This window comes from Paenibacillus sp. SEL3 (genome assembly GCF_054602585.1).
Genome location: NZ_CM137725.1, coordinates 1,467,924 through 1,483,055, shown reverse-complemented (window position 1 = coordinate 1,483,055; position 15,132 = coordinate 1,467,924). Strand labels below are relative to the sequence as shown.

At 46.0% G+C, this 15,132-nt stretch carries 13 protein-coding genes; 11 read left to right on the top strand and 2 right to left on the bottom strand.

Going from position 1 to position 15,132, the window contains the following annotated elements; translation table 11 throughout:
- Window positions 1-163 precede the first annotated feature (163 nt).
- From isdE to ACYCS5_RS07125, 4 genes are all read left to right on the top strand, one after another.
- Window positions 164-1,123, top strand: coding sequence for a heme ABC transporter substrate-binding protein IsdE (isdE, locus tag ACYCS5_RS07140; protein WP_459760995.1), 960 nt, complete (start codon window positions 164-166; stop codon window positions 1,121-1,123).
- A 14-nt stretch (window positions 1,124-1,137) separates the two neighbouring features.
- A complete protein-coding gene (locus tag ACYCS5_RS07135) occupies window positions 1,138-2,121 on the top strand; it encodes a FecCD family ABC transporter permease (RefSeq protein ID WP_241113419.1) in 984 nt (327 codons plus the stop codon).
- Window positions 2,111-2,890 (top strand): ABC transporter ATP-binding protein, encoded by a 780-nt coding sequence (locus tag ACYCS5_RS07130; protein WP_029517161.1) that lies wholly within the window; start codon window positions 2,111-2,113, stop codon window positions 2,888-2,890. The genes ACYCS5_RS07135 and ACYCS5_RS07130 overlap by 11 nt, the downstream gene beginning before the upstream one ends.
- A gap of 283 nt (window positions 2,891-3,173) precedes the next feature.
- The gene (locus ACYCS5_RS07125) at window positions 3,174-4,802 is read left to right on the top strand and encodes an ABC-F family ATP-binding cassette domain-containing protein (RefSeq protein WP_013311942.1); all 1,629 of its coding nucleotides are present in this window, start codon (window positions 3,174-3,176) and stop codon (window positions 4,800-4,802) included.
- 182 nt (window positions 4,803-4,984) lie between these two features.
- Here ACYCS5_RS07125 and ACYCS5_RS07120 read toward each other — a convergent pair whose 3' ends face one another.
- A complete protein-coding gene (locus tag ACYCS5_RS07120; RefSeq protein WP_029517162.1) occupies window positions 4,985-5,170 on the bottom strand; it encodes a hypothetical protein in 186 nt (61 codons plus the stop codon).
- Between the two features lie 454 nt (window positions 5,171-5,624).
- Here ACYCS5_RS07120 and ACYCS5_RS07115 point away from each other — a divergent pair, with 454 nt between their 5' ends.
- Window positions 5,625-6,494 carry a cation diffusion facilitator family transporter gene (locus ACYCS5_RS07115; protein WP_029517164.1) on the top strand — a complete coding sequence of 290 codons (870 nt, stop codon included), beginning with the start codon at window positions 5,625-5,627 and terminating at the stop codon, window positions 6,492-6,494.
- A gap of 191 nt (window positions 6,495-6,685) precedes the next feature.
- A complete protein-coding gene (locus tag ACYCS5_RS07110; protein WP_459760994.1) occupies window positions 6,686-7,852 on the top strand; it encodes a C40 family peptidase in 1,167 nt (388 codons plus the stop codon).
- A 126-nt stretch (window positions 7,853-7,978) separates the two neighbouring features.
- On the opposite strand, the gene ACYCS5_RS07105 is transcribed toward ACYCS5_RS07110, so the two are convergent.
- Window positions 7,979-8,146 (bottom strand): DUF1328 domain-containing protein, encoded by a 168-nt coding sequence (locus ACYCS5_RS07105; protein ID WP_029517166.1) that lies wholly within the window; start codon window positions 8,144-8,146, stop codon window positions 7,979-7,981.
- 260 nt (window positions 8,147-8,406) lie between these two features.
- Between ACYCS5_RS07105 and ACYCS5_RS07100 the strand changes: the two genes are divergently transcribed.
- The 5 genes from ACYCS5_RS07100 (at window position 8,407) to ACYCS5_RS07080 (ending at window position 15,055) form a co-directional block, all read left to right on the top strand.
- A complete protein-coding gene (locus ACYCS5_RS07100; protein ID WP_029517167.1) occupies window positions 8,407-8,928 on the top strand; it encodes a DUF948 domain-containing protein in 522 nt (173 codons plus the stop codon).
- A 51-nt stretch (window positions 8,929-8,979) separates the two neighbouring features.
- The gene (locus ACYCS5_RS07095) at window positions 8,980-9,498 is read left to right on the top strand and encodes a hypothetical protein (protein ID WP_029517168.1); all 519 of its coding nucleotides are present in this window, start codon (window positions 8,980-8,982) and stop codon (window positions 9,496-9,498) included.
- A 96-nt stretch (window positions 9,499-9,594) separates the two neighbouring features.
- Window positions 9,595-9,936, top strand: a complete 342-nt coding sequence (locus tag ACYCS5_RS07090; protein ID WP_023990277.1) for a YflT domain-containing protein — start codon at window positions 9,595-9,597, stop codon at window positions 9,934-9,936.
- Window positions 9,937-10,170: 234 nt separating this feature from the next.
- Window positions 10,171-11,352 carry a PP2C family protein-serine/threonine phosphatase gene (locus tag ACYCS5_RS07085; RefSeq protein WP_029517169.1) on the top strand — a complete coding sequence of 394 codons (1,182 nt, stop codon included), beginning with the start codon at window positions 10,171-10,173 and terminating at the stop codon, window positions 11,350-11,352.
- Entirely contained in the window at window positions 11,336-15,055 is a 3,720-nt protein-coding gene (locus ACYCS5_RS07080) for a response regulator (RefSeq protein WP_459760993.1), read from the top strand. Before ACYCS5_RS07085 ends, ACYCS5_RS07080 begins: the two co-directional genes overlap by 17 nt.
- Window positions 15,056-15,132: the final 77 nt, after the last annotated feature.

Below are 15,132 nucleotides of genomic sequence, written 5' to 3'. Positions count from 1 at the left end.
CCAATAAGCGACTTCTAGTGAACAATATGTAGATCAAACAGTCTAGTTCGTCTATATATTGCACTTTGGAGCGACTGGAGTCGAATTTTGCTAAATCCTGATACCCGAAAAGTTAGGGTTCCTAATGCAGTTCTATATTTTGAATTGAGGTGACTGGATTTTCATGAAACGATATATAGCATGGGCTCAAGGAAGATCGTTTTGTTTGTATATGTTAATCGGCATCGTGATCTTGTTGCTGGCCGGATGTTCGGGAGGAGGACAGGCTGGACAGAATCAGACCGATGGTTCGAAATCAGCGGCAACATCTGATGCAACCGGAAAGTCGTCTGACGGTAAAGCTCAAGCTCCTCGGATTGTGGCGACTACGGTAGCCATTGCGGAAATCACGGATGCGCTGGGCCTGGATTTGGCTGGTAAGCCGACAAGCACGAAAGTGCTGCCTGACCGTTACAAGGATGTGCCTGATGTGGGTAATCCGATGAGTCCCGACATGGAAAAAGTGATGTCACTGAAGCCGACGGATGTACTGTCGGTGACGACACTGAAATATGATCTGGAGCCTAAATTTAAAGATTTGAAAATCAATGCCGAATTTTTGAATTTTGAAAGTCTCGCGAATATGCAAAAAGAAATTCAAAAGCTGGGAGACACGTTTGGCAAAGCCGATAAGGCCAAAGAGATTAATGGAGCGTTGGATGCCAAAGTAACTGAGATTCAACAAAAGATCAAAGGGAAGAAATCTCCTAAAGTATTGATTTTGCTGGGAGTACCGGGAAGCTATCTGGTGGCTACCGAGCATTCCTATATTGGGGATCTGGTTAAAATTGCAGGCGGAACAAATGTGGTTCAGGGCGAGAAGGTGGAGTTCATTGCCCACAATACCGAAGCCTTGCAGCAATCCAACCCTGATATCATTTTGCGCGCTGCACACGGGATGCCGGATGAAGTAGTGAAAATGTTCGATGAAGAGTTCAAAACCAACGATATCTGGAAGCATTTCAACGCTGTGAAAAATGGGCATGTCTATGATCTGCCTGAACCGTTGTTTGGCACAACAGGGAATCTAGCGGCAAACTCGGCGCTAGATGAGCTGATGAAAATGCTGTATCCTTCGAATTAAAGGAAGCTGATGACATGTCCAAAAAAGGTTGGAGTCTTATTGTTGTAATGGTCTTGCTCGTCGGCGTCATGTTATATTCAGCGATGACAGGTAGTCTCAAGGTGGATTTGAGTCAGTTGGTCACCGGATTGTGGACAGGTACAGATGATCAGGTGAATGTGGTCAAGGACCTGAGGCTGCCGAGAATTATCGTAGCCGTGATGGCAGGTGCAGCCCTTGCAGTAGCGGGTGTCTTGCTGCAAGCTGTTATGAAAAACCCGCTGGCAGATGCCGGAGTTATCGGCATTTCTTCGGGAGCAGCATTGATCTCGCTGATTGCGGTGACGGTCTTTCCAATGCTTTATTTCTGGATGCCGTTCTTTTCATTTATTGGCGGTGCGATAGCTTGTTTAATGGTTTATGGATTTTCATGGAGATCCGGCTTGCATCCGATTCGTCTCATTCTGATCGGGGTAGCTGTGAATGCCATTTTTTCTGGTTTAGGTCAGTCATTTAATTATCGAGGCAGCTATGCGGTCACCAGCATTAACCAGGTTACTACTTCAACCTTGTCTATGAAAAAATGGGTAGATGTCGAGGTTATTGTGACCTATGGCGGGATTGGACTAATTTTGGCCATGCTCGTGTTCTCTTGGTGCAATTTCTTGTCCCTTCAAGATAAAACAGCTAAAAATCTGGGATTCAATGTAACACGCGCACGACTTTTGATTTCTGTGATTGCAGTGCTGCTTGCAGCAACGGCTACAGCCATCGCAGGAGTGATTGCCTTTATCGGCCTGCTCGTTCCGCATTGTGCCCGCTACCTAGTTGGCTCGGATCATAAGTGGTTGATTCCATTTTCAGCCTTATGCGGTGGCTTGTTGCTGCTGCTCGCGGATACTCTGGGGCGGACGGTGCTTGCTCCCAATGAAATCCCGGCTTCTATTATTATGGCCGTCATTGGCGGGCCGTTCCTGATATTCCTGATCAGAAAGGCGGATCGCAGCTATGGACATTAAGGATATAACCTTCTCATATGATCGGAAAACAGATCGTCTGCACGCTATTCATGCTGTTATTGAGTCAGGACGGATTACGACCATTATTGGTCCCAACGGATGCGGCAAATCGACGCTGCTCAGCGTGATGTCCAACAATGCTGTTCCCCGCTTGGGACAGGTGATTCTGGACGGCAAAGAAATAGCCCACTACAAGCCCAAGGAGCTGGCCCGTCAATTGGCGGTAGTCCATCAGCAGAACGAGGCACCTTCCGACCTGACTGTAGAAAAGCTCGTAAGCTTCGGCAGGTTGCCGCATAAGAACATGTTCACAGCGAGGCGTGACGAGGATGAGGAGGCGATTGAGTGGGCGATAGCCTGTACTAACCTGAACGAACGTAGAACTCGCACGTTGGATCAACTCTCAGGAGGAGAACGGCAGCGTGTATGGATTGCAATGGCCTTGGCACAGCGGACTCCCATTTTATTTTTGGATGAGCCGACCACCTATTTGGATATGTACTACCAGCTTGAAATTTTAGAGCTCATTCGGCAGTTAAACCAGGAACATGGACTGACAATCGTGATGGTGCTGCATGATATCAATCAGGCTATTCGGTATAGCGATGTAATGATTGCCATGAAGGAAGGGCGTATTATAGCGAACGGCCCACCTACAGAGGTCGTTACATCTGAACTGATCCAGGCAGTTTATGATGTGGAGGTCGTAATCAAACAGGATGATGAAGCGGGCATGTATCTCATTCCGATAGGAGTCGGGGCTTCCTGACATTTACAAGCATACGGAACATTATTGCTGCGACTGAATAACGCGTTTGTCCTCACGGCATTTCAACGAATTTAAAACATGAAAATGGCTCTGGTCCATGTGTTTTGTCAGGTGACAACCGTGGAGACAGAAGCATTTTTTATTTTATTTATAAGATATTGGATGAGATTCAGGGACGGTTATGCTTATACTACGGTTCGAATCCGATCTTTTGTGTGTTATACTATTGCCGTCGGTAATTTTGTGTTTAGCACTTAACTAATGATAAGGATGGTATGCTTATATGATCAGTACAAGCGGCGTAACGCTTCGTTATGGGAAACGCCCACTTTTTGAAGACGTAAATATCAAATTTACTCCTGGGAACTGCTACGGCCTGATTGGGGCGAATGGCGCGGGCAAATCCACTTTTTTGAAAATTCTTTCCGGTGAAATCGAAGCCAATTCAGGCGAGGTTCACATGACACCGGGCGAACGGATGGCAGTGCTCAAGCAGAACCATTATGAATACGATGAATTCCCGGTTCTGGAAACCGTTATTATGGGTCATACGCGTCTGTATGAAATCATGAAGGAAAAAGATGCGCTGTATGCCAAAACAGAATTTACTGAAGCAGACGGCCTGCGTGCCGGTGAACTGGAAGGCGAATTTGCGGAGCTGAACGGTTGGGATGCTGAGCCGGATGCAGCTTCCTTGCTGATCGGTCTTGGTATTCCTCGCGACCTGCATGACAAGAACATGTCTGAGCTGAGTGGTAATGACAAGGTACGTGTTCTCCTGGCTCAAGCGTTGTTTGGTCGTCCGAACAATTTGCTGCTTGATGAGCCTACCAACCATTTGGACCTCGAATCCATTCAATGGCTGGAAAATTTCTTGATGGACTATGAAGGCACCGTCATCGTCGTATCCCATGATCGTCACTTCCTGAACAAGGTATGTACGCATATTGCGGATATCGATTTTGGCAAAATCCAGATGTACGTCGGCAACTACGACTTCTGGTATGAGTCCAGCCAGCTTGCGCTTGCCTTGACGCGTGATGCCAACAAGAAAAAGGAAGAGAAGATCAAGGAACTGCAAGCCTTTATTCAGCGCTTTTCCGCGAATGCTTCCAAGTCCAAACAAGCTACTTCACGTAAAAAACAACTGGATAAAATTACGCTGGACGACATCCGTCCATCGAACCGTAAATATCCTTTCCTGAACTTCAAGCCTGAACGCGAAGCAGGCAAACAACTCTTGACAGTAGACCGCCTCAGTAAAACCGTTGAAGGCGAGCAAGTGCTGAATGAGTTCAGTCTGGTTGTGAACAAAGGCGATAAAATCGCGTTTGTTGGGCCGAACGGTTTGCCTAAATCGACGCTCTTCCAAGTATTGATGAACGAGATTGAAGCAGACAGCGGAGAATTTTCTTGGGGGATTACAACTAGCCAAGCTTATTTCCCGAAAGATAATTCCACCTATTTTGAAGGTGTGGACATGAATCTTGTGGAATGGCTCCGTCAATATTCCAAGGATCAGGACGAAACGTTCCTGCGTGGCTTCTTGGGACGTATGCTTTTCTCTGGTGAAGAAGCACTTAAGAAAGCAAGTGTACTGTCCGGGGGCGAAAAGGTTCGCTGTATGCTGGCGAAAATGATGCTGAACGGTGCCAATGTGCTGTTGCTGGAAGAACCGACCAACCACTTGGATTTGGAGTCCATTACAGCGCTGAACAATGGTCTGATTGATTTTGACGGTACTATATTGTTCACATCTCATGACCATCAGTTTATTCAAACGATTGCGAACCGCATTGTGGAAATTACACCAAACGGCGTAATCGACCGTACGATGAGCTATGATGAATACTTGGAAAATGAAGAAATCGCGAAATTGCGTGAACGTATGTATCCGGTAGAAATCGGCTAAAATTCCAACCGGCTATCTTCAACAACTAGATAAACGAAAGAGGAGCTCCTTTAGGCCATTGAGATGGCAGGGAGACTCCTCTTTTTCGTTTTTGTGCCATGCCCATAGCTTACCTGGCTCTGGCCGTGAGGTAAGATAGACCTCGCCAGACCTTTGGTACCCTATAAAGGCTATGAGGTGGCTTATGATCCGCCTGTACGACGGCGTTGGTTGTTCGGCTTCTTCGTATTTTGGCTTTTAAGTGTTTTGGTGGAACCGCCTTGAAAGCCGCCCTGCTGTGAAGCGCCGGACTGCTGTTTTTTTTGTGCCAGCTTTTCCCGAATGGCATCTGCGAGATTAACTTTACGTGGTTCATTGGCATCGCTCATGAATAAATTCCTCCTGTTGCCGCCAGATTCATGTCAATCATGTTGGATTGAAGAAAAACGCGGCTGTGTCCTCATTTTATACGTTTTTAAAAGAAGGGACAAGGGCAACAATGATAACACCCATCTGGGGTGGGGCGGGAGAGAAAACGTCTGTTTTTTGTGTGAAGGAAAAAATGTTTTGTGTAACCTACAGGAATGGGGCCTGGCAATACTTTTTCGTTGTTCCTACAGCGATGCAGAGCGGAAAGACTGTTTCTCTAGACCCACACAAAGTTCGTCTGCTATCCTGAAAATAACAGTTACCCAAAGGTGAATTGTTATTTTCAGGATAGCTACGCTGCTTGTTTGAAAAGTTAATGTTGAGGGTTCAAGGCAGCGATGCTGCTATTTTTATTTTTGGGCCCGGTGAGGTCGTTCTGCTGGGAACTATATATTTGAAGGAGTGTCCTACGTTGTGGTAAATGTCTATGATGAAATCCGAAAAGGTGAGCGTGGGGCGTGGGTAAGCATTGCTGCTTATCTCTTGCTGTCCGCCTTTAAGCTGATTAGCGGGTATATATTTGCTTCTAGCGCATTGCGGGCGGATGGCTTCAATAATGTTACCGATATTGTAGTGTCGGTTGCTGTACTGGTTGGACTGAGAATTTCCCAAAAGCCACCGGACTCTGACCATGCCTATGGACATTTTCGGGCAGAAACGATCGCGGCGCTGCTGGCGTCCTTTATTATGGCTGTCGTCGGTTTGCAGGTGCTTATTGATGGGATCGGCAGCATTTTCAAGGGCGGAAAGCAAATACCGGATATCACCTCCGCGGGTGTAGCTGTGATTTGTGCCGTGATTATGCTGGGAGTGTACTTGTACAATAACAGGCTGGCACGGCAAATTAACAATAAGGCTTTGCTGGCAGCGGCCAAGGATAATCTATCGGATGCACTTGTCAGTGTTGGGGCAGCAGTTGGCATTATCGGCGCACAGTTCGGGCTACCCTGGCTGGATACTGTAGCTGCGATCGCGGTAGGATGTATCATTTGCAAAACAGCGTGGGATATTTTTAAGGATTCCACACACAGCTTGACCGATGGATTTGATGAGCAAGAACTGTCTGACTTACGAAGTACGATTGCCCGTATACCTGGAGTAGAGGGGATTCGGGACGTTAAGGCACGTGTACACGGCAATCATGCACTGGTGGATGTGGTCATTGAGGTGAATCCGCAACTCAGCCTGATTGAAGGGCATCGGATCAGCGACCGGATTGAGGAACGCCTACAAGAGGTTCATAATACGATGCATGTCCATGTCCATGTAGAACCCAAATTATAGATTAATTATTAAATAGTTAGTATTAAAAGTGACTTTAGACCTATATGTAAAAGGCGTATACGCTTCCTTTTGTGACGTTTGGATTATATCTCTCTTCCTGCTGCTTTTACTATAATGAAGGCATGTCCGGCTATATTCGTCGGAATTTGATATGCTCTTCAAATTCGTAAAAACAGCCAGGAGGTGCAACATTGAGAAGACGCGTGATGGGAATGCTCATGACGTCAGCCGCGCTGTTGGCAGCAATTCATGTGGCGCCGGGTCAGGTTGACGCAGCGGCATCAACAGCATCCACAGGACAGAAGGCGGTTATTCAGGCGGCTGTAAAGCTTAGATCCGGTCCTTCGACTACAGGGGATGTAGTCAGCTTTATGAAGCAGGGAGAGGCCGTAACGGTATTGGAGAAAACAAACAGCTATTGGTATAAGATCAAGACTTCTGATGGAGTAACCGGATACACTAGCAGCTCCGACAAGTACATAAAAGTTGGCGCTACCAGCGTCGCTGCTGCTGTCACCTCATCTGCCAGCCGTAAATCGGAAGCCGCAGAGCCAGTTGAAAATGTTTCAGCTAAAGAGGCTGTGGCCTCAGTGAATAGTTCTGCCGGTCAAACGAAAGCTACGATTCAAACGTCCGTTCGTTTGCGGGCGGAGGCATCCACTTCTTCCGAGGTCTTGGGCTATTTGAATGCAGGGGATGTCGTTACGATTACCGATCCAAGTAATGCCTATTGGTTCAAGGTTACCAATGCTGGTGGTACGGTGGGTTACGTCAGCTCGTCTCCACAGTATATTCGTATTGGTGAGGGCGTTGTTGTGCAGCAGCCTGTGTCTGCTCCGGTGACAACCACTCCTGATACTACTGCAATACCTGTGACAGCCTCTCCTGCGTCAACTATGAACATATTTTCCGGTGATGCAGCGGCTGCAATAGAGCAGGTTATTAACACGGGGATGACTTATCTCGGAACTCCATATGAATATGGTTCGGATCGTAGCAGTACGGCTACTTTTGATTGCTCGGCATTTACCCGTCAAATTTTCCGTCAGGCTGTAGGTATCCAGCTTCCGGCAGATTCTCGTTCACAGGGTGAGTGGATCAAGCAAAACAGTCAGCCGAATACGGACATGACTACGCTGAAGCGTGGCGATTTGCTCTTCTTTACAAATTATAATGCATCTTCCGGGGCGTACACGTCCTTGGATAACTCCTCCCAAACGATTACACACGTAGCTGTATATTTGGGAGACAACAAGCTTCTCCATACGTTTTCTGTAGCGGGTGGCGGTGTAAAAGTTACGGATTTCAGCAAGCCTTGGCAGGACCGTTTCCTGTTTGGGGGCAGCGTGATTCAATAAAAGCGCCGCTAACTGTTAAAAAGCTGCATCAAAAAAGGATGTTCCACAGCCCTGTTGACCAGGGTGGGAACATCCTTTTTTTATAGACATTTAGAATATTGCTTTTGTGCAGCTAGCATCCGATAACTATGAAACCCGTTTTCTTCTGGTGAAGAGTGAAATGACGAACAACACCAGAAATATCACAAATAATATTTTAGCGATTGTAGCAGCTACGGACACGACGATACCAAAAAAACCTAAGATACCGGCGATCACAGCAAAAATTAAGAATAAAGCGGACCATTTTAGCATGTTCTGTATCCTCCTTTAATTGTATATAATGTGGCATACTCACGCCCCGATAGAGCATGGTTGCAGATGATGGAGACTTCTATAGAATATTCGTGTCTGTGCCATCGTTATACGTTGTTTTAAACGGTGTGAGAGTCCGTGAATCATAACGTTTGGAGCGGAGAAGAAGCCAGCCTGGACGTTGTTTCGTGTCTGAATCTAAAGGGTAACTATGCAGTAATCATAAACATCATCGTGAAAGACGAAAGAGAGGTTACGCTATGTTAACACAGGTCAGCATTTTTATTATTGCTATCGCATTTGCAGTTCTCGTTATTTTCCTCATTAAAACGTTGAAAGCAGCACAAGGCTCTTTGGATAAGGTGACTCAAACCTTGCAGGATGTACAAAAAACGATTGATGAACTGAGTTATGAAGTAAAACAAACGGTTCGACATGCGAATGACATCACCGCAGATGTTGATCATAAATTGAAGCAAGTGGAGCCAGTGATGGAATCGGTTAGAAATTTGGGGGAGGTACTCAGCGAAGTGACGTTGGCTGCCAAGCAGGCTTCAACAGCGTTAATGACACGGTTTCAGAAATCGCATAGCGCTGCGAGTAATACTTCCAGAACGGATAACGCGATCAAGGCAACGACATCGAATAGACCTTTGACCGCAACGGAGCGGACGGTTCAGAGCTACAATGCGACTTATGAGGAGCCTGCGGCCAAGCCAGGTAAAAACTGGTTGGGTTATGTAGACATCGCTGCTGGGGTGTGGCAGAAAATGCGTCAGTAGCATAGTGGCTGAACCGTAAACTACAGGAAATTCATTGAAAGGGTGAGATTTATGATGAAGACGTTATTACTAGCTGCTGGTTTGCTCACTCCCTTTTCCGGACAGGATACGGTTCAGCAAACCGTTTCCCCGCAAATAGCGGGACATGTGGTTAGGACTGTGCAGACGATACCCGCTCCACATGCTGTACCAGCAGATTTTCATACCTTAAATGGCATATCTTTGGATGATACACGTGCTGATGTATTGAAAAAGCTGGGCAAGCCACAGCGAGTCAAAAAGGATAAGTTGCTGCTTTCTACAGAATACCAATATCCAGATGTTGTGGTAGGTATGCGTGAGGACGTCGTTTCTTATGTGCATGTAGATCCTGCTGCCGGTCGAATCAAGGTGAATGATAAGTGGCTGCCGCTGCAACGGAAAACGCTCGATCAGGCGCTGGGTGGCTCGCAATTCACGGCGGAAGACGGAGAGGTATATGTACGCGGACAACGTGCAATCAAAGTGTTTATGGATGAGACGTCTGATAAACCTAAGTATGTTGAGTTTTTTGATGAAACGGAATGGTAATTGATTTTTTTAAGGCATGACATAACATGGAAGTTTCAAATGGATATGTGAAGTGTAATAGTCAGAGAAGTCAATCCTTAAAGGAGCGTGAGAAACATGAATCAGACCAATCATAAATCTTATGCCAAAGTGGTAGATAACGGTGTACAAGCCGTTGAAGCAGTAAATGAGTTGCGTAACACAGGCTATCGTTATGAGGATGTGTTCGTGCTCGCTCATGATCAGGATCGGACAGATCGTATTGCCGATACGGTGGATGCCAAGGAAATCGGGATTAAGGAAGAGGGCGTTTTCGATTCATTAGCCAACTTGTTCCGTTCCCGCGGCGATGAGCTTCGCGCTAAAATTACTTCCTTGGGATTTACAGATACGGAAGCTGACTTTTATGAAAAAGAACTGGATCAGGGGAAAGTGCTGGTCATTGCTAAAAAAGCGTGATATCGCTGTTCACTATAAGAGCAGCGTGACATTAGATTCGAAAAAGAGGAAGCTGACCGCAGCACAAGTGTTTCGCGGGTCCTCCAAAAACATAGATAAGGAATGGGGTTCAGCCTCATTCCTTATCTATGTTTTTGGAATGCCTTCTTACGGAAACACTACTACTAATCAACAAGGGTGTTGCCGTTTAAGTAGGTATAGTATAATACATGAGTTACAGATAAGGAGAAGCCAATGAGAATTCTAATTGTTGACGATAACCCGACGAATATCATTATTATTCGTGAGATACTAAAAAAAGAAAATTATCGGGATGTGATCTCTGCTAACTCGGCCGCAGAAATGTTAGAGCATCTGGGAATAGGCGATCGTACCATTAGTCTCAGGCCCCGTCCTTCAGATATTGATCTGGTGCTGCTGGATATGATGATGCCTGAAATGGACGGCATTGAAGCTTGCAGTATTGTGCAGGAATATGAGCATTTAAAAGATATCCCGATTATTATGGTAACGGCTGTAGGTGATTCTAAAAAATTGGCTGAAGCTCTGGATGTGGGAGCCGTCGATTACGTCACGAAGCCGATCAACAAGGTAGAGCTAATGGCGCGAATCCGATCTGCCTTGCGTCTCAAATTGGAGAAGGACTGGCATAAGGATCGGGATCAGCGAATTCAGGATGAGTTGAAGCTGGCCGCGATGGTGCAGCAAGCGGTACTTAGTCCTGCCATTCAGGACCCGGTGCTGCAAGTAAATGCGCTCTATCAGCCTTCCTTTGAACTGGCAGGGGATTTATATTCTTGGTATCCGTTAGGGGAGGGGCGATATGCCATCATTTTGCTGGATATGATGGGACATGGCATTTCTTCTTCGCTGTTCTGCATGTTCATTGCATCTGTACTTAAGGACACGGTGACCACGTATGTGGAGCCTGAGAAGGTCATACAAGAGCTGAATCGTCGTTTTAATCAACTGGATCTGGGCAAACAGCTGGTACAGTATTATTTTACGGCGATTTATATGGTGATTGATACCCGTGCACGGCGAATTGACTATGTAAATGCGGGACATCCTCCCGGTTTGTTGTTCAACCAGGATGGTAGCATTACCAAATTTGACCGTGCATGCAGCCCGGTTGGTTTATTTGATAAGATTGATGCAGAAATGCACACGATTCATTATGAAGGAACAGGGCATATCGCTTTGTATACGGATGGCTTGCTGGAGGCGGTGGAAGGTGAATATGAGGAGCAGTTGGAGTATCTGACTGAGTGTCTGCGTAAATATGAGCAATGGAATGAAGAAGCGATGCTGGATGCTTTTTTTCGTAAAGAGGCGCCACAAGATCGTGATGATGATAAATGCCTGATCTGGATTTCGTTGAAAGAGGGAGAGAGCTTGCATGAAAATCAGAAATAAACTGCTGATTGGCTTTGGATCGCTTATGGCGATCCTCCTTGTGCTGACACTAATCAGCTATGACCGGATGGGGAGCCTGAATGAGCAGTTGAATCAGGTTTATCAGGATCGATATATGAAAGTCCGGAAAACAACAGCTATTCGCGGGCAGGTGAACGATATGGCCAAAGTGATGGCCAATCTGATCTTGAATCCAGGTTCCTCCGTTAGTGAGGCCAAACGCGAGCTGGACGATATTTCGGCTACTGGAACGAAAGTGCTGGCTAGTCTGCAAACGAATTCCGGCACCAGTGAAGAGCAACAGCAGGTTGATCGGGTAGCCGTCGCGTGGAATGAATTTTTAAGTTACGAACAAAGACTGGTCTCTTTGTTGGGGCAAGATCGTATTGATGAGGCTAACGCTTTCCGCAATAGTACTGGTTTGCCTGCCCAAGAGGAGGCGATGGATAGTATTAATGCCCTTGCCGTTTTTCAGGATCGGGAAATTGATAGCGACATGAAGCAAGCTAATTTGGCGTATGAAGAATCTGTGCAGATTACCACAATTCTGATGGCCGCCGGCCTGATCATGGGCTTACTGGTTATTTTGTGGGTGCTCCCAAGTATTGCCAAAGGTCTAAATGTCGTGAATCTCATGATTAATGGTTTTGGCAAGGGAAAGTACAGGGCCATCAGCCGAATGAGTGTTGCCTCCAAAGATGAAATCGGTGAGGTCGCTCGTGTATTTCAACAAATGGCCGGAGACTTGGAAGAAAAGCGGAAATTTGAACATTCCGTTCTTCAAACGCAGAAGGACCAAACTTGGCTTAATGCCAATACTGCTCGGGTGACTGAGTTGTTCCGTGGCGTAAATTCACTGGAGCAAGTTGCTCAGATGTTCATTAGTGAGTTTACGCCCATCTTGGGAGGCAGTTATGGAGCCATCTATTTGCAAGGAAAAGATGTAGAAGACAACCGATTTAAGTTATACGGCTCCTATGCAAAGGTGACTGGCGAAAATTCGATTAGAGACGTTATCCAGGTAGGCGAAGGGTTGCTCGGACAATGTGTTTTGGATCGTAAGCCGATCTTGATTACAGAGGCTCCTGACGGATATTTGTCCATAGGCTCTGCCTTAGGAGAAAGTAAGCCAGTGGGAATTATGATTTTCCCTATTTTGTTCGAAGATGAGTGCATCGGTGCTATAGAAATAGCGTCACTGGATCGCTTCAGTGATCTGGAAACGAAGCTGTTTGCTCAATTAGTAGAGAGCATGGGGATTATTCTGAACAATATCAAGGGACGGATGCGTGTAGAGCAATTGCTGCGCGAGTCCCAGGCACTTACTGAGGAATTGCAATGCCAGTCCGAGGAGCTACAAACTCAGCAAGAGGAACTCAAGCGCTCCAACGAAAATTTGGAGGAGCAAACAGAGGAACTCAAGCGTTCAGAGGAATTGTTACAGCGTCAACAAGAAGAATTGGAGCATTTTAATACTGAACTGATTGCCAAAACCAGAGCGCTAGAAGAACAGGTACGAGAAGTGGAAGAAAAGAACGACGAGATTGAACATGCACGAGCTCAGTTGGAACAACAGGCCATGCAGCTAGGAATCACAAGCAAATACAAATCCGAGTTTTTGGCCAATATGTCTCATGAGCTGCGTACTCCGCTAAATAGCTTGCTCATTCTTTCTCAGCTCTTGTCTGAGAACAAGGAGGGCAATCTCAAGCCGAAGCAGGTGGAATATGCACAAACCATTTATATGTCAGGCGCGGATTTGCTGAAAATGATTGATGAAATTCTGGATTTATCCAAAGTGGACGCTGGAAAAATGGATATTAACCATGAAGCGGTCCACTTGAAGGAACTGGAACTGTTTGTGGAGCAGAATTTTGCTCCGGTCGCAGCCCAACGTGGGCTTCAACTGCATACCGAGATCGAAGAGAACTTGCCAGATGCCATTATCAGTGACGGTTATCGTCTCAAACAAATTTTACGTAATTTGTTGTCCAATGCATTCAAGTTCACCACGGAAGGATCTATTCGTTTCAGTGTATCTCGGGCAAATGGAGAACAGCTTCCGGGTCTGCTAAATCCACGAAGATCCTATCTGGCTCTATCTGTGCATGATACGGGCATTGGGATTGCTTCCGATAAAACGGATCTGATCTTCGAAGCCTTCCAGCAGGTAGACGGTACAACCAGCCGGAAATATGGGGGGACAGGACTAGGTCTGTCAATCAGCCGCGAGCTTTCCAGATTGTTGGGCGGTGTGATTACGGTGGAATCCGAGCAGGGACAGGGCAGTTGCTTCACACTGTATTTGCCGGAACAAACGCCTACGGCTGAGGATATGGATTCTCATTCGAGAGAGGAATTTAACGGTACGGATGTGAATTCGAATTTTGAGAATGTTGCAGCCTCGGCAGAAACGGACCTTCCCATGATTATGCCTGCTAAACAGTTGCCATTATATCAGATACCTTCGAAAAACAAAGCGGAGGACATTATACATCCAGGGGACGACCGAAACGAGATTACCTCGCAGGATAAAGTGCTGCTGATTATTGAGGATGATATTAATTTTGCTAATATTTTGTACGATATGGCTCGTAGCCGGGGCTTTAAGGCACTGATCGCTCTCCAAGGAGACGATGGGCTCAACATGGCTCAGTCTTATTTGCCGGACGCTATTATATTAGATATTCAATTACCTGTGATGGATGGCTGGTCCATTTTAGGCGAGCTAAAAGGAAATTCATCGACACGTCATATTCCAGTGCATGTTATTTCAGTCATAGATGATGTGAAGCAGGGCTTAATGATGGGCGCGATTGCCTATCTCAAAAAGCCTTCCTCGAAGGAAAGTCTGGATAAGGCATTTTCACATATAAAATCGTATACAGACCAAATGGTCAAACGTCTTCTTGTGGTTGAAGATGACGATAATCAGCGTAAATCCATTATTGAGCTGATCGATCATGATGATGTTGCCATTACGGCGGTGTCAACAGGTCAGGAAGCACTAAATGAGCTGGCTACCCAGCGGTATGACTGCATGGTACTGGATCTGATGCTGAGCGACATGACTGGTTTTGAACTGCTGGATCGTATTCGAGAGAATGAGCAGCTAACTGATCTGCCGATCATTATTTATACAGGCAAAGATTTGGATAACAAAGAAGAAACGCAACTTCGCAAATATGCAGAGTCTATTATTATTAAAGATGTTAAATCGCCGGAACGGCTTTTGGATGAAACAACGCTGTTCTTGCATCGTGTAGAGGCGAATCTTCCTGAGGACAAACGCAAAATTTTGCAAAAGCTATACAACAAGGAAGAGCTGTTTGAAGGCAAAAAAATATTGTTGGTAGACGATGATATTCGCAATGTATTTGCTCTGTCCAGTGTGCTGGAAAGCTATCGTATGGATGTTACCTTTGCAGAAAATGGAAGAGAAGCACTGGAACTACTGGAACAGACACCTGATTTTGATCTGGTGCTGATGGATATGATGATGCCGGAAATGGATGGATATGAAGCGATGCGACGTATCCGGCTAATGCCACAATTCGAGAAGATGCCTATTATTGCCCTGACAGCCAAGGCCATGAAGGATGATCGTTCCAAGTGTATTGAGGCAGGCGCTTCCGATTATGTGAAAAAACCGATTCAAACCGAACAACTTTTATCATTAATGCGGGTGTGGTTGTATTCGTAACCCAAAAAAATGGGTAATATAAATCGACACATGATGGGAGCGGCACAGGCAAAACCTATTTAGGAATTGGAGAGAGA